Origin of the sequence: Acidipropionibacterium jensenii DSM 20535, assembly GCF_000425285.1 — a bacterium.
In the GTDB taxonomy this organism is placed as follows: Bacteria; Actinomycetota; Actinomycetes; order Propionibacteriales; family Propionibacteriaceae; genus Acidipropionibacterium; species Acidipropionibacterium jensenii.
This window is the reverse complement of sequence record NZ_AUDD01000010.1, coordinates 1-23,003: the sequence shown is the minus strand read 5'-3', so window position 1 is coordinate 23,003 and position 23,003 is coordinate 1. Positions and strand designations below refer to the sequence as shown.

The 23,003-nt window shown below is 68.3% G+C and carries 20 protein-coding genes; 9 read left to right on the top strand and 11 right to left on the bottom strand.

Going from position 1 to position 23,003, the window contains the following annotated elements; all coding sequences use genetic code 11:
- Positions 1 to 19 precede the first annotated feature (19 nt).
- Together H590_RS0107995 and H590_RS0107990 are read right to left on the bottom strand one after the other, a co-directional pair.
- Positions 20 to 1,426 (bottom strand): DUF4032 domain-containing protein, encoded by a 1,407-nt coding sequence (locus H590_RS0107995; RefSeq protein WP_028703151.1) that lies wholly within the window; start codon positions 1,424 to 1,426, stop codon positions 20 to 22.
- A gap of 184 nt (positions 1,427 to 1,610) precedes the next feature.
- The gene (locus H590_RS0107990) at positions 1,611 to 2,840 is read right to left on the bottom strand and encodes a trans-sulfuration enzyme family protein (RefSeq protein WP_232020940.1); all 1,230 of its coding nucleotides are present in this window, start codon (positions 2,838 to 2,840) and stop codon (positions 1,611 to 1,613) included.
- Positions 2,841 to 3,130: 290 nt separating this feature from the next.
- Between H590_RS0107990 and H590_RS17300 the strand changes: the two genes are divergently transcribed.
- The gene (locus H590_RS17300) at positions 3,131 to 4,030 is read left to right on the top strand and encodes a VldE C-terminal domain-containing protein (RefSeq protein WP_028703149.1); all 900 of its coding nucleotides are present in this window, start codon (positions 3,131 to 3,133) and stop codon (positions 4,028 to 4,030) included.
- 203 nt (positions 4,031 to 4,233) lie between these two features.
- On the opposite strand, the gene H590_RS0107980 is transcribed toward H590_RS17300, so the two are convergent.
- From H590_RS0107980 to H590_RS0107970, 3 genes are all read right to left on the bottom strand, one after another.
- Positions 4,234 to 5,346: an ABC transporter ATP-binding protein gene (locus H590_RS0107980; RefSeq protein WP_028703148.1), complete on the bottom strand. Its 1,113-nt coding sequence runs from the start codon at positions 5,344 to 5,346 to the stop codon at positions 4,234 to 4,236.
- A 182-nt stretch (positions 5,347 to 5,528) separates the two neighbouring features.
- The gene (locus H590_RS15595; protein WP_036981628.1) at positions 5,529 to 7,064 is read right to left on the bottom strand and encodes an MFS transporter; all 1,536 of its coding nucleotides are present in this window, start codon (positions 7,062 to 7,064) and stop codon (positions 5,529 to 5,531) included.
- 155 nt (positions 7,065 to 7,219) lie between these two features.
- On the bottom strand, positions 7,220 to 8,674 hold the full coding sequence (locus H590_RS0107970) for an L-serine ammonia-lyase (protein WP_028703147.1): 1,455 nt from the start codon (positions 8,672 to 8,674) through the stop codon (positions 7,220 to 7,222).
- A gap of 507 nt (positions 8,675 to 9,181) precedes the next feature.
- Between H590_RS0107970 and H590_RS0107965 the strand changes: the two genes are divergently transcribed.
- The 8 genes from H590_RS0107965 to H590_RS0107930 all read left to right on the top strand — a co-directional run bounded on the left by H590_RS0107965 (position 9,182) and on the right by H590_RS0107930 (position 18,490).
- The gene (locus H590_RS0107965; protein ID WP_028703146.1) at positions 9,182 to 11,497 is read left to right on the top strand and encodes an ROK family protein; all 2,316 of its coding nucleotides are present in this window, start codon (positions 9,182 to 9,184) and stop codon (positions 11,495 to 11,497) included.
- A gap of 24 nt (positions 11,498 to 11,521) precedes the next feature.
- Entirely contained in the window at positions 11,522 to 12,814 is a 1,293-nt protein-coding gene (locus H590_RS0107960; RefSeq protein ID WP_028703145.1) for an ABC transporter substrate-binding protein, read from the top strand.
- Entirely contained in the window at positions 12,814 to 13,773 is a 960-nt protein-coding gene (locus H590_RS0107955) for a carbohydrate ABC transporter permease (RefSeq protein ID WP_015069612.1), read from the top strand. Before H590_RS0107960 ends, H590_RS0107955 begins: the two co-directional genes overlap by 1 nt.
- 52 nt (positions 13,774 to 13,825) lie before the next feature.
- Positions 13,826 to 14,713 carry a carbohydrate ABC transporter permease gene (locus H590_RS0107950; RefSeq protein WP_028703144.1) on the top strand — a complete coding sequence of 296 codons (888 nt, stop codon included), beginning with the start codon at positions 13,826 to 13,828 and terminating at the stop codon, positions 14,711 to 14,713.
- A 123-nt stretch (positions 14,714 to 14,836) separates the two neighbouring features.
- Positions 14,837 to 15,874, top strand: coding sequence for an L-threonine 3-dehydrogenase (gene tdh / locus H590_RS0107945; RefSeq protein WP_028703143.1), 1,038 nt, complete (start codon positions 14,837 to 14,839; stop codon positions 15,872 to 15,874).
- A 65-nt stretch (positions 15,875 to 15,939) separates the two neighbouring features.
- Positions 15,940 to 17,169 carry a glycine C-acetyltransferase gene (locus tag H590_RS0107940; RefSeq protein ID WP_028703142.1) on the top strand — a complete coding sequence of 410 codons (1,230 nt, stop codon included), beginning with the start codon at positions 15,940 to 15,942 and terminating at the stop codon, positions 17,167 to 17,169.
- Positions 17,166 to 17,552 (top strand): DUF488 domain-containing protein, encoded by a 387-nt coding sequence (locus tag H590_RS0107935; RefSeq protein WP_028703141.1) that lies wholly within the window; start codon positions 17,166 to 17,168, stop codon positions 17,550 to 17,552. The genes H590_RS0107940 and H590_RS0107935 overlap by 4 nt, the downstream gene beginning before the upstream one ends.
- A gap of 92 nt (positions 17,553 to 17,644) precedes the next feature.
- Positions 17,645 to 18,490: a DedA family protein gene (locus H590_RS0107930; RefSeq protein WP_028703140.1), complete on the top strand. Its 846-nt coding sequence runs from the start codon at positions 17,645 to 17,647 to the stop codon at positions 18,488 to 18,490.
- 65 nt (positions 18,491 to 18,555) lie between these two features.
- Here the strand turns inward: H590_RS0107930 and H590_RS0107925 are convergent, their stop codons facing one another.
- The 6 genes from H590_RS0107925 to H590_RS0107900 form a co-directional block, all read right to left on the bottom strand.
- Positions 18,556 to 19,074, bottom strand: a complete 519-nt coding sequence (locus H590_RS0107925; protein ID WP_028703139.1) for an O-acetyl-ADP-ribose deacetylase — start codon at positions 19,072 to 19,074, stop codon at positions 18,556 to 18,558.
- 116 nt (positions 19,075 to 19,190) lie between these two features.
- On the bottom strand, positions 19,191 to 20,084 hold the full coding sequence (folP, locus tag H590_RS0107920; RefSeq protein WP_028703138.1) for a dihydropteroate synthase: 894 nt from the start codon (positions 20,082 to 20,084) through the stop codon (positions 19,191 to 19,193).
- Positions 20,085 to 20,094: 10 nt separating this feature from the next.
- Positions 20,095 to 20,673 (bottom strand): histidine phosphatase family protein, encoded by a 579-nt coding sequence (locus H590_RS0107915; protein WP_036981624.1) that lies wholly within the window; start codon positions 20,671 to 20,673, stop codon positions 20,095 to 20,097.
- Between the two features lie 283 nt (positions 20,674 to 20,956).
- On the bottom strand, positions 20,957 to 21,766 hold the full coding sequence (locus H590_RS0107910; RefSeq protein WP_036981621.1) for an ABC transporter permease: 810 nt from the start codon (positions 21,764 to 21,766) through the stop codon (positions 20,957 to 20,959).
- 55 nt (positions 21,767 to 21,821) lie between these two features.
- Positions 21,822 to 22,532 carry an ABC transporter ATP-binding protein gene (locus H590_RS15590; protein WP_036981619.1) on the bottom strand — a complete coding sequence of 237 codons (711 nt, stop codon included), beginning with the start codon at positions 22,530 to 22,532 and terminating at the stop codon, positions 21,822 to 21,824.
- A gap of 117 nt (positions 22,533 to 22,649) precedes the next feature.
- On the bottom strand, positions 22,650 to 23,003 hold a 354-nt coding region (locus H590_RS0107900), incomplete at its 5' end, for an integrase core domain-containing protein (protein WP_028702403.1).

The following is a 23,003-nucleotide window of genomic DNA, read 5'->3' as shown; positions in this document are numbered from 1 at the left end:
GGGAACGACCCCGGCGGGACTACTTCTTCGACTTCGACCTGGCGCGCAGCGCCGCCATGTCCAGGACCTCCGGGCCGGTGTCCTCGGTGGCCTCGGCGTCCTCCCAGGGATCGTAAGGGGGCTCCTCCTCCTCGTCCTCCACGTACCCCAGTGACGGGTCGTAGGGGTTGACCATCTTGTGCACCGCCTGGTCGGAGACGTTCTCCCCGGCCACCGGCACCACCGACTCGATGCTCATCGCCTCGTCCGGCAGTTTCGCCAGCACGTCGCGGACGTATCCCTTGGCGGCCTCGATATGGGAGACCTCGCGGTGCTCCCGCTGGGACTGGTACCAGCGGTAGTCGAGCACCTCGTGGAAGAACTGGGCGAGCTCGCGCTTGCGGTTGAGCTCGGGGGGAATCTCGGCGACCACCGGCTCGAAGCACTCGGTGAGCCACATGTGGGCGACCACCGCCTCGTCGACGTGCTGCAGCCCCTTGCGGGCGCGGAAGGTGTCCAGGTCGTTGAGCAGACGCCGCGCCTGGTTCTCCTCGACGTCCAGCCCGGTGAGGCGCATCAGGCGCCGCTGGTGGTGGCCGGCGTCGACCACCTTCGGCTGGATCCGCAGGGTCGAGCCGTCGGGGGAGGTCTCGATGTCCAGCTCGGCGACGTCGAATCCCAGGGCGTTGAGCCGGCGCACCCGCGACTCGACCTGGGAGATGTCGGAGCCGGCGTACTCCTCGGCGCCGGTGAGCTCGCTCCACAGCTGGCGGTAGCGGGTCTCGATGGTGGTGACGAGGTTGAGCGGGTCCAGCGAGGAGTCGAGCATGTCGCCCTCCTCCAGGTCGAGGAACTCGCCGAACATGTTGGTGCGCGCGATCTGCAGGTCGTGCTCGCGCTGGCCGTCGGTGAGTCGGTCGTGCAGCTCGCCGGTCTCCGCGTCGACCAGATAGGCGGCGAAGGCGTCGGCGTCGCGCAGGAAGAGCACATTCGACAGCGAGACGTCTCCCCAGAGGAAGCCGACCAGGTGGAGTCGCACCAGCAGCACGACCAGGGCGTCGAGCAGCCTCATCACGGTGTCCTGGCGGACCCCGGTGTGGAACAGCGACCGGTAGGGCAGCGAGAACTGGAGGTGACGGGTGATGAGGATCGGGTCGAGGGCCTCGCCTGAGGAGTCCACCCGGCCGGTCACCACGCCGATCGGTTCGACCGAGGGGGTGCCCAGCCGCTTGAGATCGGTGAGCAACCGGTACTCGTGGATCGCCAGGTGCTCGATGACCTCCTTGGCGGCGTAGACGTCGCTGCCCACCTTGATGAATCGCACCACGTGCCGCGAGATACCTCGCGGCAGGGCGACCAGGCGGTCCGTCGGCCAGTTCGCCAGGGGTGTGCTCCAGGGCAGCGGGAGCAACCGGGCATCAGGTTTTGCCGACAGGAATCGCGTCACGGCTCAAGTCTGCCATCCGGTTGCGCGGCCGGGCACCTTCTGCTCAGTCGGTTCGGTCCGACACGCCCGGGCCGGGAGGGACCAGGTGCGGGCCGCATGACGTCGGGGAGGGACCGGTCACGGCCCGAGAGGCCCGGTCCGGCAGGGGACAGGACGCCGGGAACCGTCAGGACATCGGCAGGAGTCAGGACGCCGCGCGACCCAGGGCCTCGGTGAGGCAGGCGACCAGGTCCTCGGCGGGCTCGATGCCCACGCTCATCCGGATCATCGACTCGGTGACGCCGGCGTCGGCCTTGGCCTTCTCGCTCATCGCGGCGTGGGTCATCGTGGCCGGGTGGCAGACCAGGGACTCGACGCCGCCCAGGGACTCCGCCAGGGTGAACCCGCGCAGGCCGTCGAGGAAGCGGCGCACGGCGTCCAGCCCGCCGGCCAGTTCGAAGCTGAGGAGGGAGCCGGGGCCGTCCTGCTGCCGGGCGGCCAGATCGTGGCCGGGGTGGTCGGCCAGGCCGGGCCAGTGCACCGCGGTGACCGCCGGGTGGCAGGTGAGGGTGTCGACGATTCGTCGGGTGTTCTCGGCGTGCACCCGCAGCCTGGCGTCCAGGGTCCGCAGTCCGCGCAGAGTCAGCCAGGAGTCGAATGGGGATGCCGTGACGCCGATGACATTGGCGTGGTAGGCGATCCTCTCGGCCCCCTCGGTGGTGGCCGAGGCCACCGAGCCGCCGACCACATCGGAGTGGCCGTTGATGAACTTCGTGTCGGAGGCCACCACGTAGTCGGCGCCCAGGGTGAGGGGACGCTGCAGCAGCGGGGAGCAGAAGGTGTTGTCGACCGCCACCACCGCGCCGGCCTCGTGTCCCAGGCGGGAGACCTCGGCGATGTCGGTGATGCGCAGCAGCGGGTTGGACGGCGTCTCCACCAGCACCAGGTCGGTGTGCACGGGGGCTCCGTCGAACTGTCCGAGGGCCTGCGTGAGATGGTCCGGATCGGTCTGGTCGACCCAGTCGACGGTCAGTCTGCCGGTCTGCGACCAGGTGTCCAGCAGCCGCCAGGTGCCGCCGTAGCAGTCGTGCGGGGCGATGACATGGCCGCCGACCGGCACGGTGGTCTCGATCAGCAGGGTGATCGCCGCCATTCCGGAGGAGGTCACGGTGGCTCCCGAGGCGTGCTCCAGGGTGGCCAGCGCCTCGCCCAGCAGGTCGCGGGTGGGATTGTGCCCACGGGAGTAGTCGAACTGGGGACGCCCGTCGAGTCCGGAGAAGACGTAGTTGGTCGACAGGTACAGCGGGGGGACGACCGCACTGCGCAGTTCGGGGGCGGCGATGCCGGCGGTGAGCCCGCGCATCCGCTCCGACAGCCCCTCCCGTGCCGGGGTCCCCGACAGGGGGGTGGCCAGATGCCGGTCGTCTGAACTCATGAGACTCTCCTCGCAGATGAAGCGGTTCGCTCGCTGAGACTGTATCGGTCCGGTCGCCGGGGGGAGGCGTCCTCGTCCGGGGACTGTCGCCCCGGTGCCAGGGCCGGGCGGCCGCCGTCCGGCTCGACCGGGGTGGATGGTCCGCGGTGCAGCAGCACACCACCAGACTCTGCCGGACACCGCCAGATCCATAATTATGTGAAAGTCTCAGCTTTTCTTTCGTTTTCATTCAGCTTCGGTTACAGTGACAGGGACCTTCATCCCACGTCATCCGCCATGGAGGGTGATTCATGTCCAAGTCGACCCCAACCGGTCCCCGACGAGCGCTCGACGAGAGCGCCTCTCACGATCTCGGCACCGAGGCCTCCGACGACAGCCTGCTGGAACCCCTCGACGCCGCACCGCGCCGCGCCCGGCCGCGACTGGCCACCCGGGTGAGACGACGGGCGGTGGTCGGCGTCACCGCGGTGGCCGCCCTGGCCGTCATCGGCTCGGGGGTGGTCGCCGGGGCGAACGGGGGATCGGGGGTCGCCGACCGGGCCGAGGCCCCCGCCGCCTGGACCACCACGGCCACGCCCGCCTCCGAGGGATCCACCGCCTCGGCCACCCCGTCGAGGGGGGAGCGTTCGCGCACCGGTGGCATCAGCCGCTCCGACGCATCCCGCCCGCCGGTCACGACGTCGGCCCGGGCGACCGAGATGGGACGGCTCACCGCCTCTGCCAGCCCGACCCGCGCCACGACCAAGCCCAGTGCGACGGCCAACCCGACCCGCACGAAGACGACGTCCCGGACGAAGGCGACGACCTCACCTTCGGCGACCAGGACCACGACCAAGGCTCCGACCCGGAGCGCGTCGAAGGTCTCCATCGGCGACACCTCGGGACTGGCCGCCAACACGGTCGCCGTGATGAGGGCGGTCAAGGCCCGATACCCGCAGGTCAGTCTGCTGACCGCCGGTTCTCAGGATCACGCCACCGGCCACGCGGTCGACATCATGGTCTCCGGCGGGATGGGCGACGAGATCGCCGCTTACGTCCGCGCCAATGCTTCCAGCCTGGGAGTGCACTACATCATCTGGAGCCAGAAGATCTGGAACGTTCAGCGCTCCTCGGAGGGCTGGCGTCCGATGTCGGACCGCGGTTCGACGACCGCCAACCACTATGACCACGTCCACGTCTCGGTGAGCTGACCCGACAGGTCCCGATCCCGGCACGCCCTGACCGGTCCGGGCCGTCCGGCGCCAGTGGTGGCCGGCCACGGCTGGGACCGGTGCGACCCGCACCATCGGGCGACCACTGAGCGGACAGCACGCGGCGGCGCCCCCGAACCACAGGTTCGGGGGCGCCGCCGTGTCTCCAGGAGTCGGTCAGACCTTCTGGGTCATGCCGTCATTCAGCTCACCGGGTTGGAGATCCGCTCGCCGGACTCCTTGCTGAACACGTGCACCGTCGTCGGGTCGACGCCCAGACGGACCTGTGCGCCGTGCTGCGGGGGACGCCGCGAGGAGATCCGGGCCACGATCTGGTGACCCTCGCCGTCCTCGAGGTTCGCCGCCCGGCCGGAGCCGGTGAGCGAGCCGTAGAGGTAGGCGTCGGAGCCGAGCTCCTCGACCACCGCGACATCCAGCGGGATGCCCTCGTCGGCCAGGGATAAGTTCTCCGGGCGGATACCGAGGGTGAAGCTCGTCTCGTTCGGGGCCTTGTCCAGCACCTCACGAGCCACCGGCACGACGAAGTCGCCGACCTTGATGCCGCCGTCGACCCGGGTGCCGTCGATGAGGTTCATGGCCGGAGAGCCGATGAACCCGGCGACGAAGAGGTTCGCGGGGGCGTCGTAGAGGGTGATCGGGGTGTCGACCTGCTGCAGCAGGCCGTCGCGCATCACGGCGACCCGGTCGCCCATCGTCATGGCCTCGACCTGGTCGTGGGTCACGTAGACGGTGGTGACTCCCAGACGCTGCTGGAGGGCCGCGATCTGTGTACGGGTCTGGACACGCAGCTTGGCGTCCAGGTTGGACAGCGGCTCATCCATCAGGAAGACCTGAGGGTTGCGCACGATGGCGCGACCCATCGCGACACGCTGCCGCTGGCCACCGGAGAGGGCCTTCGGCTTGCGGTTGAGGAAGTCCTCCAGGCCCAGCAGCTTGGCGGCCTCGAGGACCCGCTGCTGACGCTCGGCCTTCGGCACGTTCTGCATCTTCAGCGCGAAGCCCATGTTGTCCGCGACAGTCATGTGGGGGTACAGCGCGTAGTTCTGGAAGACCATGGCGATGTCACGGTCCTTCGGCGGGAGGTCGGTGACATCCCGATCCCCGATCCAGATGCTTCCCGCGTTGACCTCTTCCAGGCCGGCCAGCATTCTCAGCGAGGTGGACTTGCCACAGCCGGACGGTCCGACGAGAACCATGAACTCGCCGTCACCGATATCGAGATTCAGCTTGCTGACAGCCGCGCGATCCGTGCCCGGGTAGACGCGGGTCGCCTCCTTGTACTGAACAGTTGCCATGTCGGCTGTTCCTTTCCACGGGCAGGTACGTGCCCGACGATCCGTAGTGGAAGTTGGCGGCCAGGCGGCCGCCGGGGCCCGGTCAGGCGCAGCACCTCACCGGTCAGTCCTGAGCATAGCTGCTCGGGGGAGATTGAGGCAGACCGGCACCGAAATCCCGGACGGCGTCCGCCGCGCCGTGATCAGGCCTTGTCGGACAGGGCTGCGTCGATGTCCTCGGAACCCGCCGGGCGCGTCCCCGGGTCCATGAATCCGGGCTTGGCGAAGAACACCGCGGCGATCACTCCGACCATCATGACGATCGCCGGGAGGACGACGGTCTGTGCCATGGCGGTGGTGAACGGAGCCTTCAGGAAGGCCGGCAGGGAGGCGGCGTCACCCATCCTGGCGGCGCCGTGGCCGCCCCGACCGCCGGTCGCCGCCGACAGCTGGGTGCTGATCCGGTTGGTCATCAGCGCCGCCACGGCGGCCGACCCGATCACCGAGCCCAGCTGCCGGGTGGCGTTGAACACCCCGGATCCCGCGCCGGCCAGGTGAAGAGGCAGGTTGCGGGTCGCGGTGGCCGAGATCGGACCCCACACGAAGGCGCTGCCGAGTCCCATCACGGCCGAGGGCAGGAGAAGCCAGCCCCATCCGACGGTGGGCGACAGGATCGTCGCGTAGAGCCACATCCCCACAGACATCAGCGCCATGCCCGGCCCCGCGAGCAGAGCGGGGTGGACGCGGTCGGTGAGGCGTCCGGCCGGTGCGGCCAGGACCAGTCCCAGGATCGAGGAGGGTGCGGTCATCAGCGCCGACTCGGTCGGCCGCATGCCGTGGACGAGCTGGAAGTAGTAGATGAGGGGGACGAACAGCGAGGTCACCGCCAGACCGACGGCCGCGATCGCCAGATTCGCCAGGGAGAAGTTGCGGTCGCTGAACAGATTGAGCGGCAGCAACGGCTCATTGCGGTTGACGGCCTGCCACCACACGAACAGGCCCATCACCACGACGCCGGCGATGATCCCGGCCCACACCCAACCGTTCCACTGGTAGCTGTTGCCCTCCTGGAGGCTGAAGACGAGCAGGAACATGGCCGTCCCCGAGATGGCGACGCCCAGCCAGTCGAACTGGTGGGTGCGCAGCTCCAGGTTCGGTACCAGCCGGGTGACCAGGACCAGTCCGACGATGCCGATCGGCACGTTGACGAAGAAGATCCACTCCCAGCCGAGGGCGTCGACCAGGACGCCGCCGAGGATCGGTCCGATGAGGGTGCCGACCCCTGCGGTGGCACCCCACAGGGCCATCGCGCCACCGCGGTTCTCCCGCGGGAAGGTGCGGGTGAGGACGGCCATCGGCTGGGGAGCCATCACGGCAGCGCCGAGGCCCTGGACGGCCCGGGCGATGATGAGGTTGGTGATCCCGCTGCCCGGCAGAAGGTTGGACAGGCCGCACCACAGGGAGGCCAGGGTGAAGATCACCAGGCCGATCAGGTAGACCTTCTTGGGGCCGAACCGGTCGCCCAGTCGACCGGTGACCAGCAGCGGGACGGCGTAGGCCAGCAGATATGCGCTGGTCACCCACAGCACCCCGGTGGTGGAGGTCTCCAGTCCCCGCTGGATGGAGGGGTTGGCGACCGACACGATGGTGGTGTCGATGAGGATCATGAAGAAGCCGATGAGCATCGCCCACAGGGATGGCCACGGCCTGGTCTGATCGCCGCGCTGGAGTTCTGTCATCGAGGTCCTGTTCTGTGTCACTGGTAATGCGGGTTCGGGGGCCACGCGATGCTACTCCGCAGTCCCGCCAGGTCCGAGCGGGCGAGTGTTCCCCCTGAGCGGACGACGTCGGCGCACCGGGGCGGAGAGGGTCGGCTCCTGCTGGGGACGGACGGCTAGCACTCGACGATGTTCACCGCGAGGCCGCCGCGGGCGGTCTCCTTGTACTTCCTCTTCATGTCGCGACCGGTCTGCATCATGGTCCGGATCACCTGGTCCAGACTCACGATCTGCTGCTCGTCGCCGGCGCAGGCCAGCCGCGCCGCGGTGAGGGCCTTGATGGCGCCCACCGCGTTCCGCTCGATGCAGGGGATCTGCACCAGTCCGCCCACCGGGTCGCAGGTGAGCCCCAGATGGTGCTCCAGCCCGATCTCGGCGGCATTGCACACCTGATGGACGGTGCCGCCCAGCACCTGGGTCAGACCGGCCGCCGCGATCGAGCAGGCCACTCCGACCTCCCCCTGGCAGCCCACCTCCGCTCCCGAGATCGACGCCGACTGCTGGAAGATCGTCCCGATCGCACCGGCGGCCAGAAGAAACGCCACGATGGCGTCGTCGTCCTCGGTCCCCACCCCCGGCGTCCCGGAGTCGGTCACCCGATCGACAACCAGGTAGCGGACCACCAGATGCAGGGCCGCCGGGACGATTCCCGCCGCACCGTTGGTCGGGGCGGTCACCACCCTGCCGCCGGCCGCGTTCTCCTCGTTGACCGCCAGCGCCCACACCGTCAGCCAGTCCAGCGCGCCGAAGGGCTCGGGAGACCCGGGTACGCGCCGCTCCCGGGCCTCCAGATCGCGGCGCATCTTCATGGCCCGTCGTCGCACGTGCAGACCGCCCGGAAGCACCCCGGACCTGGAGGTGCCGCGCTCCACGCAGTCGTGCATCACCTCCCAGATGTGCAGCAGCCCCTCGCGCACCCGCTCCTCGGCCCGCCCCGGATCCTCGGACCGCAACGAGACCTCATTGGCCATCGTCACCTCGGGAATGCTCATGCGGTTGTCGACGCAGTGCTCCAGCAGCTGCGCCCCGGTGCGGAACGGGAAGGGCACCGGGGTGGAGTCCGGCACCACAGCGGGATGCCCGTCATCGCCGTGCTCGACGACGAAGCCTCCGCCGATCGAGTAGAAGGTCCGCTCGGCGACCACGTCGTCGTCGGCCCAGGCCGTGAAGATCATGCCGTTCGGGTGGAAGGGCAGCGACCGGGTGCGATAGAGAACGAGATCCTCATCGGCGTCGAAGCCGATCTCCAGTGACTCGTCGGGCCGTGCGGCATTGAGGGCGATCCGCCCCGAGGTGCGGATCATCGCCTCACGCGGGCGCATCGCGTCGGTGTCCACCGTCGCCGGGTCCTCGCCCTCCAGACCCAGCAGCACGGCCCCCTCCGAGCCGTGCCCGTGACCGGTCGACCCCAGGGATCCGAAGAGCTGCGCCCGTACCCGTGTCAGCTCCCTGTACCGGGGATCCGATGCCAGATCGCCGGCAAAGACCCGGGCCGCCCTCATGGGTCCCACCGTGTGGGAACTCGACGGCCCGATGCCGATCTTGAAGATGTCGAACACACTCACAGCCACGCACTCATTATCGGCAGGGGGCAACCCCCTTGCATCCCCTGGCCGCAAGTTCGCGGGATTCAGGTCGGCCGGGCTGGCCTCAGCCCTCGCGACCCCCGGAACTCAAGTTCGTGGGCGGCATGGTCTGCGGGGCGGGCCTCAGCCGTCGCGACCCCCGGAACTCAAGTTCGTGGGCGGCATGGTCTGCGGGGCGGGCCTCAGCCGTCGCGACCCCCGGGACTCAAGTTCGGAGCGAGGTGGGGATTCTGCATCCCAACACGCCGTCCCAGCGCCCGTCAGAGCTGGGGGACGGCGTGTTGGGAGGAGAAACCCCCGAGGGAGAGGGCGGTCGGGGGGCGGGAGGGGGATGTGCGGGCGGACCTGCGCGGTGACCGGATGGTGGGAATCCCGCCGAGCCTGTTGACAACTGCCGCCCTCTGCGCTGAGAGTGGAGCTGTTCATTTGAAAGACCCTTTCGAAAAGGGCTTTTGTAACCATCGTGTTTCAGCTTCGACACCGGGAGGGGCCATGGTCAGCAGCGATCAGGAGGCCAAGCGCGCCAGGGCCGACGTCGTCCTCGCGGCGCTGCGCCACACGAGCCCCGCCACCGTCCGGGACCTCGTCACGAAGACCGGTTTCTCCCGCCCGACCGTCATCTCCCTGCTGGGCGCCCTCGAATCGCACGGCGTCGTCCGCCAGTCGCAGGGCGGTGCCGGGAACGCCGTCGGACGCCCCGCGGCCAGCTGGGAGATCGAGCCCGCGGCGGGCATCATCGTCGCCGCCGACGTCCTGGTGAGCTCGGCCCTGGTGGTCGTCGCCTCCATCCACGGCGGGATCCTGTCCGCCCGGACCGTTGCGATCCACTCCCAGCAGCGCGAGGCACGGCTGGCGGAGGTGAGCGAGATGATCGCCGAGGCGGCGGGCCGCCAGGCCCCCGGTCACGGCGCCCTGCGCCAGATTGCCATCTCCACCACCGGCGTCATCGACGGCGACGGCGTCATCCAGCGCAGCGACCTCGTCCCGCAGTGGAACGGCCTGCCGCTGGCCGCCGAGATCTCCTCTCGGCTGGGGGTCCCCGTCGCCGTCGACAACGACATCAACATGGCGGCCCTCGGCGAGTTCTCCGCCAGACGCCAGGCCGGGTCCATCGCCCCCGACGCCGACCTGCTCATGGTGCAGATGACCCGCGGCTTCAACACCGGCCTGGTGCTGGGCGGGCGGGTCCACCACGGCCGGCAGTGGAACGCCGGCGAGGTGAGCGACATCCTCGGCCAGCCCCTCGACAAGTTCGACAGCCCCACCGACGAGTGGGTCGAGAGCGCGGCTGTGGCCATCGGCTCGATGGCCGCCGTCATCGATCCGGACCTCATCGTCATCACGGGCCCGACCCCGGCCTCCCTGCTGGCCATCCGCCGTGTCGTCGCCCGGCTTATCAGCAACCGCCCGGTCGGCGCCCCGCCGCTTCCCGCGGAGGTCTCCGGGCTCGGCTGGGCCGCCTCGGTCTCGGGTGCCCTGGCCGTCGCCCTGCACACCGCCGCCGGCACCCTCCTGGGCATTCCGGACCCTCGGCCGGTGCCTTTCCGGAATTTCGATCTCGTCACAGCAGAACTTGAGAAAGGACCTCACTCCACAATGACGACCACCGTCCCCTCGCAGCTTCGCACCGACACCCTCAGAGTGGGGGTCGTCGGGGTCGGCGCCCGGGCCAGCCTCGCTCTGAACTCCGAACTCGAGGAGAACAACGGCGCGATCACCGCCGTCGCCGAGCCCCACCACCTGGCCCGCGAGCGGGTCGTCTCCCGGCTCAAGAAGGACCCCGACGAGATCTCCATCAGCCCCGACGTCGACGGGCTCATCAAGGCCGGGGTCGACGTCGCCTTCGTCACCTCTCCGGACGACACTCACGCCGACGCCACCTGCGCGCTGCTGGAGGCCGGCATCCCGGTCTATCTGGAGAAGCCGCTGGCCATCACCCTCGACTCGGCCACCCGCGTCCTGACCACCGCCTACGAAACCGGCACCAAGCTCTACGTCGGCCACAACATGCGCCACATGAACGTCGTTCGCTCGATGCGCGACCTCATCCGCACCGGGCGGATCGGCGAGGTCAAGGCCATCTGGTGCCGCCACTTCGTCGGCAACGGCGGCGACTACTACTTCAAGGACTGGCACGCCACCCGCGAGCACGGCACCGGCCTCCTGCTCCAGAAGGCGGCCCACGACATCGACGTCATGCACTGGTTCGCCGACTCCCACACCACAGACGTCGTGGCCATGGGCGGCCAGACCCTCTACAACCAGGTCTCCGACCGCCGCGACAACACCGACGACCTGATGGTCGACTGGTTCTCCCACGACAACTGGCCCCCGCTCACCCAGAAGGGGCTCAACCCGGTCATCGACGTCGAGGACCTCTCGATGATGCTTATGAGGATGGAGTCCGGCGTCTTCGCCTCCTACGAGCAGTGCCACTACACCCCCGACTACTGGCGCAACTACACCGTCATCGGCACCGAGGGCCGCATCGAGAACTTCGGTGACGGCGAGGGCGGGCTCATCCGGCTGTGGAACCACCGCACCGAGTACAGCGCCGAGGGGGACGAGCAGTTCCCGATCCTCGGGGACGCCAACGGCCACGGGGACGCCGACGTGCTCACCGTCACCGAGTTCATCCGGTTCGTTCGCAGCGGCGCCCGCACCGACACCTCCCCCCTGGGCGCCTGGTATGCGGTCGCGGCCGGTATCCAGGCCACAGACTCGCTGCGGCACGGTTCGACGCCGCGGCAGATCCCGTCGCTCCCTGGCGAGATCGTCACGTATTTCCTCAACAATCAGGTCAAGTGACCTCGGGAAAGCAAGGAGAAGACCATGAAGAGGCGTAGTTTCCTCACCGGAGCGGCAGCGCTCGCCGCAATGGCCGTGGCCGGATGCGGGTCGAAGGAGAGCGGGTCGCCCTCGGCGGCCGCATCCATCGACGCGAACACCTCCGCCACCCTGACCCTGGCGTACTGGGACAAGAACCAGACCCCGACCGTCCAGGCCAACATCAAGAGCTTCAACGCGAAGTACCCGAAGATCAAGATCCGGACGAATCTGACGGCCTACGCGGACTACTGGACCAAGATGAAGACCCAGGCGCAGGGCGGGGAACTGCCCGACGTCATGTGGATGAACGGCCCGAACATCCAGCTCTACGCCTCCAACAACATGCTCGAGCCGCTCGACTCGATCACCTCCCAGGGCGTCGACTGGAAGAACTACCCCGACGCCCTGGTGACGCTCTACACCTACGACGGCAAGCACTACGGCGTCCCGAAGGACTACGACACCATCGGCGTCTTCTACAACAAGGACCTGTTCAAGCAGGCGGGGGTGGAGGAGCCCAAGGCCGACTGGACCTGGGACGACTTCCACGACAAGGCCAAGAAGATCTCCGACTGGGGCAAGTCGAAGGGCATCTACGGCTGCGCCACCACCATCAACGGCGACGGACAGGGCACCTACTACAACACGATCGCCCAGGCCGGCGGCTACGTCATCAAGGACGGCAAGTCCGGCTACGACGACCCGAAGTCCATCGAGGGTCTGCAGTGTTGGGCCGACTGGATCAAGGACGGCTCGGTGGCCTCCGCCAAGATCGTCACCGACACCAAGCCCGACGTCATGTTCGAGAACGGCAAATCCGCCATGTTCTGGTCCGGGGACTGGATGGCCTCTCAGCTGGCCGCCGACCTCAAGGGCAAGGAGGACAAGTTCGGGGTCATCGACCTGCCCAAGAAGGAGAAGAAGGGCACCATCATTCACGGCCTGGCGTGGGCCGTCTCCCAGAAGTCGAAGAACAAGGCCGCAGCCATCGCGCTGGCCGCCCACATGAGCTCCAAGGAGGCCCATGAGGTGGAGGCCAAGAACGGCACCGCCATCCCGGCCTTCAATGACACCCAGGACGCCTGGGTGAAGGCCTTCCCGAAGTTGAACATGCAGCTGTTCATCGACGCCGCCAATGACTACGCGGTCACCTACCCGGTGAGCAAGAACACCGACGTCTGGGCCAACAAGGAGGCCGACATCCTGGTGCCGGCCTTCGACGGCTCGACGACCGTCAAGGCCGCGGCCAAGCAGATGGCCGACTTCATGAACGCTGAGCTGGCCAAGGAGAAGTGATGTCCGAAGCTGGTGCGCGGGGCGCCACCGCCCCGCGCCCCGGCTCCGCCAGCCCGAAGGGCCGGCGCCGCCGGGGCTCTCCCACAAGCGTCGGAGCCTGGCCCGTCGCCTTCATCGGCCTGCTCATGCTGGGCGTCGCGGTCTTCTACTACTGGCCCATCGTGAAGAACATCATCACGTCCTTCCAACAGACCAACGCCTTCGGCGGCGACCCCCAGTTCGTCGGCCTTGACAACTACAAGTCCCTGTTCGCCGAGCCCGAGATCGGCTCGGCGATCGGCAACACCCTGCTGTACACGCTGATCCTGCTCATCGGGGTGCCGCTGTCGGTGGCCATCGCCTCGATGGTGGAGCTGCCCGGGCTGCGCGGCAAGAGCGTGTACCGGATGATCTACTTCCTGCCCTACCTGGCCATGCCGATGGCCGTGGCCCAGGTGTGGAAGGTGCTCTACAACGGCAACTTCGGACTCATCAACCAGTTCCTGAGAGTCGTCGGCGTCGACGACCCGCCGTACTGGATCGTCACCCCCGGATTCGCGATCGTGGCCGTCTCGGTCTTCGGCCTGTGGTGCTCGATCGGGTTCAACGTCATCATCCTGTCCAGCGGTCTCAAGGGCATTCCCAGAGAGCTCTACGAGGCCGCTTCGATCGACGGGGCCACCGGCGTCAAGCAGTTCCGCTGGGTGACCGTGCCGCTGCTCACCCCGTCGATCTTCTTCCTGTCCATCACCACGACGATCGGCGGTTTCCAGCTCTTCGACGCGCTCTTCGCGATGATCGGGAGAGGCAACCCGGCCGAACCGAAGACCCGTTCCCTGGTCTCGCTGTTCTACCGGCAGGCCTTCGTCGACAGCAATCAGGGGGCCGGCGCCGCCACCGCGATCGTCATCCTGCTCTTCGTGGCGATCGTCACGGTGATCCAGTTCATCGGCCAGAAGAAGTGGGTGAACTATGTCTGACTCGATGATCCAGACCCCGGGCGCCTCGGCCTCCGGTGTGAGCACGCCACTGGTGAGCACCGACGTCACCGGCGAGTACAGCCGCGAAGAGATCGCCCGGATGGCGAAGAAGCAGGGGCACGTCTCCCAGAAGCGCTACCTGCCGGTCCACATCCTGCTGATCCTCGGCGGGATCGTGATGGTCTTTCCGTTCGTCTACCAGATCCTCATGTCGCTCTCGACGAATGCGCAGATCCAGGCGGTGCCGCCGAAATTCATCCCGGAGCACTGGAAGTGGAGCAACTACTCCGACGTCTTCGCGAAGCTGCCCTTCCTGCACCAGTTCTGGGTGTCGATCGAGATCACCGTGCTGAGGACTGTCGTCCAGCTGCTGCTGTGCTCGATGGCCGGCTACGCCTTCGCCCGGATGCGGTTCAAGGGTCGCGGTCTGCTCTTCGGTCTGCTGCTGGCCATCCTCATGGTGCCCGGCCAGTCCTACCTCATCGGCCAGTACCAGGTGGTTCAGAATCTGGGCCTGCTGGAGACGCCGTGGGGCATCGTGCTGCCCGGGTTCTTCTCGGCCTTCGGCGTCTTCCTCATGAGGCAGGCCTTCATGAGCCTGCCCATGGAACTGGAGGAGGCCGCCCGGCTGGACGGCTGCAACCCGTGGCAGACCTTCTGGAGGGTGATGTTCCCGTTGGTCAACCCGAGCCTCTTCGCGGTGATGATCACCACCGTGCTGTGGTCCTGGAACGACCTGCTGTGGCCGCTGATCGTCACCACCCGTGAGGAGTCGATGCCGCTGAGCGTCGGCATCGCCACCCTGGCCGGCCAGCATTCCACCGACTACGCCCTCATGATGGCGGCCTCGACGATGGCGATGGCGCCCATCTTCATTCTCTTCTTCTCCATGCAGAAGAGGGTCATCGAGGGACTGGCGACCTCGGGCCTCAAGGGCTGAGACCCGGCCGCGTCGCTGCAGCGGCGGCTCCGACGGCATAGTGTGTGCCGTACGGGGCCGCCGTGGCTGTCGGCCCTTGTGGTCGACGACTTCTTGTCGCCTGACAGGTACATGGAGGTACTGATGAAGGCTCTGGTGAAGACCCGCCCCGCCCCGGGGCTGGACCTCATCGACGTCCCCGACCCGGTCGCCGGGCCCAACCAGGTGATCGTCGAGGTGATGCGCACCGGCATCTGCGGCACCGACGTCCACATCGACCGGTGGGACGGCTGGGCCCAGCGCAATGTCGAGGCGCCCAGGATCGTCGGCCACGAGTTCTGCGGGCGGATCGTCGAGCTGGGCTCGGAGGTCGACGACCTGGAGGTGGGCCAGTTCGTCTCCGGTGAGGGTCACTACGTCTGCGGACGCTGCCGGGCCTGCCTGGCCGGCAAGCGCCACCTGTGCCGCAACACGAAGGGCATCGGCTACGCCGTCGACGGCGCCTACTGCCAGTATTTCGCGATGCCGGCGGCCAACGTCTGGGTGCACCACATCCCCGGTCTGGACCCCGACGTCGCCGCCATCTTCGACCCCTTCGGCAATGCGGTGCACACCGCCCTCCAGTTCCCCTGCCTGGCCGAGGACGTGCTGGTCTCCGGGGCCGGCCCGATCGGCATCATGGCCGCCCTGGTGGCCCAGTTCCAGGGGGCCCGCAACGTCGTCGTCGCCGACGTCTCCCCGCAGAGGCTCGCCCTGGCCCGAGCCCTGGGCCTGGCCAACACCGTCGACGTCTCCCGCGAACCGCTGGCAGGGGTGTGGGACCGGTTCGACATGAGGGAGGGGTTCGACATCGGACTGGAGATGTCGGGATCGGCCTCCTCCCTCACCGCGATGATCGCCAACATGGCCCACGGCGGGCGGATCGCCCTGCTCGGCACCCCCACCGCACCCACCGAGGTGGACATCGAGAAGGTGATCTTCTCGATGCTCACCCTGCAGGGAGTCACCGGCCGGCAGATCTTCGAGACCTGGTACGCGATGGCCTCACTGCTGCGCTCCGGGCTGGACATCTCTGGGGTGATCACCGACCGGGTCCCGGTCACCGAGTACCGCCGGGCCTTCGACATCGCCGGTAACGGCCGGTCGGGGAAGGTCGTCATGAACTGGGAGGCGCTCGACTGAGCGGTCGGTCGCCGGGAAGGAGCCGACAGGAGACTGCCGGCCGAGAGATTGGGAGAAGGTGCCCCGTGTACGGAAAAGTCAGGGACCAACTGACCGGCCAACTCGACGTCCTCAGGAAGGAGGGCCTGTTCAAGACCGAGGCCGCACTGACCAGCCCCCAGTCGGCGTCGATCACGGTGGCCGACGGTCGCCGGGTGATCAACCTGTGCGCCAACAACTACCTCGGCCTGGCGGACTCGCCGACCCTCATCGCAGCGGCCGCGAAGGCCCTGGACACCTGGGGATTCGGGATGGCCTCGGTGCGGTTCATCTGCGGCACCCAGACCCTGCACCAGCAGCTGGAACAGGCGATCACCGAGTTCCTCCATCCCGACGACCCGCAGTCCTGGGACACCATCCTCTACTCGTCCTGCTTCGACGCCAACGGCGGGCTCTTCGAACCGCTGTTCGGGGCCGACGACGTCATCATCTCCGATGAGCTCAACCACGCCTCGATCATCGACGGGGTCCGGCTCTCCCGGGCCCGTCGGCTGCGCTACCGCAACCAGGACATGGCCGATCTGGAGGATCAGCTGCGCGACGCCGCCGGGGCGCGACGAGTGGTGATCGCCACCGACGGCGTCTTCTCGATGGACGGCTTCGTCTCCCCGCTGCCGCAGATCTGCGACCTCGCCGACAGGTACGGCGCGATGGTGATGGTCGACGACTCCCACGCGGTCGGACTGGTCGGGGCCACCGGAGCCGGGACGCCGGAGCACTGGGGAGTGCGCGACCGGGTCGACATCCTCACCGGAACTCTCGGCAAGGCCCTGGGCGGAGCCTCCGGCGGCTACACCTGCTCCTACCGGGAGGTGGTGGAGACCCTGCGGCAGACGTCGCGGCCCTACCTCTTCTCCAACTCCCTGGCGCCTTCGATCGCGGCCGCCACCCTGGCCACCCTCGACCTGCTGCGCCGCTCGCCCGAACTGCTCGAGCGGCTGCGCGAGAACACCCGGTACTTCCGCTCGCAGATGACCCGGCGCGGATTCGACATCCCGGCGTCCGACCACCCGATCTGCCCGGTGATGATCGGCGATGCCGTCGCCGCGGCGCGGATGGCCGACGCGATGCTGGCCCGCGGGGTCTATGTGCGCGCCTTCTCCTACCCCGTGGTGCCGCGGGGCAGGGCGCGGATCCGCACCCAGATGTCGGCCGCCCTCGACCGCACCCAGATCGACCGGGCGATCCTCGCCTTCGAGCAGGCCAGGGAGGAGATCGACCCCTCCTCACCGTCGCGTGGAAAGGTGGGGTCATGACCACCTTCACAGTCCTCAACATTCGAGACGATCTTGCCGGCAAGGACGGCGAGCCGCCCGAGGTGGGCGGCTACCGGGTGCTCGTCGACCGGCTCTGGCCGCGCGGCATCAGCAAGGTTCGCGCCGCCCTCGACGCCCATCCCAAAGAGGTCGCCCCGAGCACCGAGCTGCGCAAGTGGTTCGGCCACGACCCCGCCAAGTTCGACGCCTTCGTCGAGCGCTACCGCCAGGAGCTCGAGGCTTCTGGCGCCGCCCGTGACCTCCTCGACGAGCTGGCCGACCAGGACGACGTCGACCTCCTATACGACGCCAAGGACCGCGAGCACAACAACGCGGTGGTCCTCAAGGCCGTCCTCGATGAGCTGGCCGCTGACCGGGGTTGAGCCGCTGACCTGCGCAGATGCCGGGCGACCGGGTCATTGCGGGGATGAAGAGCGGACCGGGGCGAGCTCCGCTCCCGGGTATCGTCGAGGCCATGGATCGCCCCGCCGACGAGCAGCTGAACCCCTCATCAGACGTACCCGATGAGAGGGCCGCAGTCGACGAGAGGGCCGCTGGCAGGGAGGACGCCGCAGCCGATGGCGGGGCGGTAGCCAACGAGGGGACCACTGCCGACGAGGGGACCGCAGCCGACGAGGAGGCGCCCTGGTGGCAGGACTCCGGCATGCCGTGGCACCAGAAGCCCGGCAAGCGGGACTACTGGTGCATGGCCTGCATCGGCCTGGTCGGCGTCGTCGGGCTGGCCATGCTGCCGCTCAAGGGGTGGCTGCTCGGACTGCGCCCCGACATCATGCTGGGGGTGTCCGGGTCCCGGATCGGGGCCGCCGCGACCGGCGCCCTGGTGGCGGTGGGGAGCGCACCGCACTGGTGGGCGTGGCTGCTGCTCGGCTCACTGGTCTCGATCAAACTGGACTGGGTCTACTGGTGGGCCGGAAAACTGTGGGGCCGGGGCATGATCGAGGTCTGGGCCGGTAGTTCTCCGCGTGCCCAACGGCGCTACGACCGACTCGAGAGATGGGCCGGACGGCTCGGATGGCTGGGCATTCTGGTGGCCTACGCGCCGATCCCGCTGCCCCTCATGCCGGTGGTCTTCGTGCTCTCGGGAGCCTCCGGGATGAAGCTGCGCACCTTCCTCATCATCGACTTCATCGCCGCGACCGTGTGGAACCTGGGATTCCTGCTCGCCGGGAGGGCGGTCGGCGACCCGATCGTCGACCTTCTGCACGAGTACAACAAGGTCGTCAACTGGGTCACCGTCGTCCTGCTGGTCGCCGTTCTCGTGCCGATCTTCCTCAGGTCGGGGCGCAGGACCGCGCGCTGAGTGGCTGGGGTCCGAGAGTTCCCGTCAGGCTCCTTCGGTGATGCGACTGGCGATGGGGGCAGCGATCAGCTTTCTGCCATTGCCGCTTGGAGGGCTTTCTCCGCCCGGTCGTCGTAGGCCACCAGGATGATGCGGTTGACGATGTCGGGGCGCGCCTGACGGCAAGTCGTCACTGCGACCCGGCTCGCCCGGTCGATCGGATAGCCATACACGCCGGCGGAGATGCACGGGAAGGCGATGCTGTAGGCGCCCACCTCGTCGGCCACGGCGATGCTGTGGCGGTAGCAGTTGGCCAGCAGGCCGTCCTGGTGCCCGGAACCGTCCCAGATCGGGCCGACGGTGTGGATCACCCACTTGGCGGGCATTCGACCCGCCGAGGTGGCGACCGCCGCACCGGTCGCCAGGCCGGCCCGGTACCTGGTCTGGCGCAGCGTGCGGCACTCCACGTCCAGGGTCGGTCCAGCGGCGCGGTGGATGGCGCGGTCCACCCCGCCCCCTCCTGCCAGCGACGAGTTGGCCGCGTTGACGACGGCGTCGACAGCGAGGGTGGTGATGTCGGTTCGAAGGATCTCCACTGTGGCCATGAGCGCATTCTCGCGCACGATCGTTCCTGCGTCAGCCCTTTGCGCCGGTGAGCGCCAGCAGGTGGGCGGCCATCGAGCCGGTGGGGACGCCGACGTCTCTGCGCGGAGTGGTCGTCTCAGACTCCTCGCTGGGAACGGGCCGGTGGCCGGTCGCCGCGAATGGACGACACCATGTCCGCCACCCGGCGAGTGGCGCGGACATCATGGGCACGGATCACGGTGGCTCCCATCCAGACCGAGACCGCGACCGCTGCCAGGGTGCCCTCCAGACGGTCGTCCACCGGAAGATCGAGAGTCTCCCCGACGAAGTCCTTGCGGGAGGCGGCCACCAGCACGGGATAGCCGAGATCCACGAACAGGTCGGTTCGGCGCAGGCAGGCCAGCGAGTCGGCTGTCGTCTTGCCGAAGTCCAGGGTGGGATCGATGATGATCCGCTCGGCCGGGATGCCGATCTCGCGGTCATGGGTGGCGCTGCGGGCCAGCTCGGTCAGGGCATCGGCCACCACCCCGCGCTCGTAGTGCACGTGGTGCGGGTCGGTACGCGGGGGGAGGCCCCCGGTGTGCGAGACGACGTGACCGGCCTCCAGTCGGGCGGCCACCCCGGCCAGCTCGGAGTCGGCGCCGGCCCAGGTGTCATTGACCACGTCGATCAGTCCGGCGCAGGCCAGCGCCACCCCGGAGCGCCATGTGTCGACGCTGAGCAGGATCTCCGGATGCTCGGCGCGGGCCCGTTCCAGGAAGGGGCGCACCCGCTCGATCTCGGCCTCCTCGGAGACCTCGGGACCGTCCTGGCCGGCCCGCACCCCGCCGATGTCGACGATGTCGGCACCGTGGCCGGCCACCTCGTCGAGGCGGCGCAGTGCGTCGTCGAAGGTGTGGCGGGCCTGGGAGTAGAAGGAGTCCGGGGTGCGGTTGATGACGGCCATCACCGCCGGATGGGATGCGTCGAAGCGCCGGCCGCGCAGGATCAGCGCGGCGGGCTGACGGAGAGTCGGGTCCTGGCTCAGCACGCTGGTCAGGCTACGCTGACCCGCCCGGCCAGGTCCGAGTGATGACATCTCCGTTGCCCAGGACCAGGTTGAAGTCGCACTCGCGATGACTGCGGCCGTCCAGCAGTGCGATGAGTACTCGCAGGGCGTCACCGTGACCGACGATCACCGCCTGGTCGGGGGCATGACCGTTCTCGCTGACCGCCAGATCCGCGAGGAAGGAGCGGCTGCGCGCGGCGACATCGGCCAGCGACTCCCCGCCGGCCCACCGGACATCGGCGATGTCGACTCCCTCGGGAATGGGTTCGGGGGTGAGCTGATCGGGGGTGAGACCCTCCATCCGGCCCAGGTCCTGCTCGCGCAGCCTCGGATCCGGGTGAATGGTCGAGGCCAGGGCGGCCGCGATGGGGGCGGCGGTCTGGAGGGCACGGTCCTGATCGCTGGAGAAGACCGGGGTGCTCCGGTCGACCAGACCGGCAACCGTGCTCGCGGCGGCGGTGGCCTGGTCGCGACCCAACGGGCTCAGCGGTACGTCCATTCGCTGCCCCTGGAGCCGGTGCTCCAGATTCCAGGTGGACTGGCCATGACGGACCAGGACAATGCGGGTCACGGAACCGAGGTTACCGGCGCCGGAAGGAATGGCCGGCGGGCCGGTGGGCCGACCTTCGGTTGAGATCTGCCATATGTGGGGCGGCGGCTGGATAGTGCGCCCGCCGGGTCCCTGCGTGGCAGATCTCGTTTCTGCTGCGGCCGGTCTTCGGTTGAGATCTGCCATATGTGGGGCGGCGGCTGGATAGTGCGCCCGCCGGGTCCCTGCGTGGCAGATCTCGTTTCTGCTGCGGCCGGACCCACCCCAACCGGGCCGATCAACAACTTCCCGAACGCGGTCGCAGTCACTTGACCTCTCGGCGCAAAGTGCGGATCGTGCCCACAACGGCCGGAATGACGATCCAGATGAGAGCCGACACAGCCACATGGGCCCAGCCGCGGGTGTCGAGGGATCCGGCACCCAGCATTGAGATCGCGTCGAGCGAGACCCAGCCCATTGCGGTGTGCAACCCGGGGATCAGCGCCAGAGTTGTCGTCAGCACCGGCAGGATCAGGTAGAGCACGATGGCAGCCGGGGCATTGCCGATCGCCAGTCCCAGCGCCGCCGCGACAAGCACCAGCAGCACCGCCTGGGCGAGGTCACCGCCCAGCGCGGACCAGCGGATCGTCCACGACACCGGTGAGGAGGAGTGAATCACCTCTCCGAGCAGCGCGGCGAGGGCGGCGAGTCCCTGGCACAGCGCCCAGATGAGCACTGTGGCTGCCACCGTGACAACAGTCTTGGCTCCGATCACCCGGCCGCGGCGCGGTTCGAGGGTGAAGGTGGACAGGGCCAACCGGGTACTCCACTCCGAGGTGATCAGCAGGATTGCAAGCACCGGCAGCAGAGTCATCGGGACGAACGGGATGAAGGCACCACCGAGCGTCCAGGAGGGGTTCGGCCCGTCGGCCAGACGGTCCCAGGTCGCCACGACGGTGACAGCCGCCGCCAGCGCTCCCAGAATCAGCACCAGCACCAGCCAGAAGCCGGAACGGGTGTCGGTCATCTTGCGCCGCTCGGCGCGGAGCAGCCGGGTGAATGGGATGCCGGGGTGCCGCGCACTGTCGGTCTCGACGGAGGTGGGGGATGAACCGGTGAGGGTCGTGGTGGTCATGACAGGACTCCTGATCTGAAAAAGGCGAGGATGATCGCTGGAAAGGGGTGGCGGATCAGCGGCGGGCGGTGGTCTCGGTGCGGGACAGGTAGAGCTCCTCGAGGCTGCGATCGCCGTTCAGCAGCTCGTCGACCGGACCCGCAGTGAGGATCCGCCCACCGCCGATGAGAACGAGGGTGTCGGCGACCAGCTCCACCTCGTGCAGCAGGTGGGAGCTGAGCAGCACCGCGTCCCCTCGATCGGCCCGGTCGCGCAGCAGGGCGCGCATCCAACTGATCCCCTCGGGATCCAGGCCATTGGCGGGCTCGTCGAGAATGAGGACGCGGGGGTCGCCGAGCAGCGCGACCGCCAGGCCGAGTCGCTGTCTCATGCCCAAGGAGTAGTTCCGCACCCGGGACCGGGACTCCGCAGCGGTGAGTCTGACGAGCTCCAGGGCCTCGTCGACGCGACCATCGGGGAGCCCCTGGATCAGCGCCGCCAGCTTCAGCGTCTCCCGGCCGGTGCGGCCAGGGTGCTGGGCCGAGGCGTCGAGCATGACGCCGACCTGACGACCCGGATTCGGGATGCGGGAGTACTGGGTGTCCAGCACGGTCGCACTTCCCGAGGTGGGTCTGGTGAGTCCGGCGAGGCACCTCATGGTGGTGGACTTGCCGGCGCCGTTGGGTCCCAGGAAGCCACAGACCTGTCCGGGCCCCACGGTGAAGGAGATGTCGTCGACGGCGGTGACGGGACCGTATGTCTTGGTGAGATGTGTCACGGTGATCATGGCCGTCAGCCTGCGCGAGCCACCCGGGCGGGCCGCAAGGTCGAGAGGTACGGAGAATTCTCGACCAACGGACTGCCGTCATGGACCATCGGACCGGCTCGGAGCCGCGCGTGCTGCCTAGATGTACTTCCCCGTGAGGTTGTGAACACGTTCTGAGGGGGTCTGGCCGCCGATACCGGTGTGGGGTCTGTGGTGATTGTAGTGATGCAACCATTCCGTGTAGGCCGCTTCGCGTTCAGTTTCACTGGTGTAGTCGCGGGCGTAGGCCCACTCGGCGGCCAGGGACCGGTTGAACCGTTCGACCTTCCCATTGGTCTGAGGCCGGTACGGCCGGGTCCACTTGTGACCGATCTTGGCGTCGTCGAGGACCTGGCTGAAGACCCGGGACCGGTAGCAGGCCCCGTTGTCGGTCATCACGGCCTTTACGGCGACCCCGATGGATTCGAAGAAGGTCAGAGCCCGGGTCATGAA

What these genes read in the sequence shown, in the direction of transcription:
- H590_RS0107960 (WP_028703145.1), top strand. Translation starts at nt 11,522, where the DNA reads ATGAAGAGGCGTAGTTTCCTCACCGGAGCGGCAGCGCTCGCCGCAATG.
- H590_RS0107910 (WP_036981621.1), bottom strand. Translation starts at nt 21,766, where the DNA reads ATGACCACCACGACCCTCACCGGTTCATCCCCCACCTCCGTCGAGACC.
- H590_RS0107990 (WP_232020940.1), bottom strand. Translation starts at nt 2,840, where the DNA reads ATGAGTTCAGACGACCGGCATCTGGCCACCCCCCTGTCGGGGACCCCG.
- H590_RS0107925 (WP_028703139.1), bottom strand. Translation starts at nt 19,074, where the DNA reads ATGGCCACAGTGGAGATCCTTCGAACCGACATCACCACCCTCGCTGTC.
- H590_RS15590 (WP_036981619.1), bottom strand. Translation starts at nt 22,532, where the DNA reads ATGATCACCGTGACACATCTCACCAAGACATACGGTCCCGTCACCGCC.
- H590_RS17300 (WP_028703149.1), top strand. Translation starts at nt 3,131, where the DNA reads ATGTCCAAGTCGACCCCAACCGGTCCCCGACGAGCGCTCGACGAGAGC.
- H590_RS0107935 (WP_028703141.1), top strand. Translation starts at nt 17,166, where the DNA reads ATGACCACCTTCACAGTCCTCAACATTCGAGACGATCTTGCCGGCAAG.
- H590_RS0107980 (WP_028703148.1), bottom strand. Translation starts at nt 5,346, where the DNA reads ATGGCAACTGTTCAGTACAAGGAGGCGACCCGCGTCTACCCGGGCACG.
- H590_RS0107930 (WP_028703140.1), top strand. Translation starts at nt 17,645, where the DNA reads ATGGATCGCCCCGCCGACGAGCAGCTGAACCCCTCATCAGACGTACCC.
- H590_RS0107955 (WP_015069612.1), top strand. Translation starts at nt 12,814, where the DNA reads ATGTCCGAAGCTGGTGCGCGGGGCGCCACCGCCCCGCGCCCCGGCTCC.
- tdh (WP_028703143.1), top strand. Translation starts at nt 14,837, where the DNA reads ATGAAGGCTCTGGTGAAGACCCGCCCCGCCCCGGGGCTGGACCTCATC.
- H590_RS15595 (WP_036981628.1), bottom strand. Translation starts at nt 7,064, where the DNA reads ATGACAGAACTCCAGCGCGGCGATCAGACCAGGCCGTGGCCATCCCTG.
- H590_RS0107965 (WP_028703146.1), top strand. Translation starts at nt 9,182, where the DNA reads ATGGTCAGCAGCGATCAGGAGGCCAAGCGCGCCAGGGCCGACGTCGTC.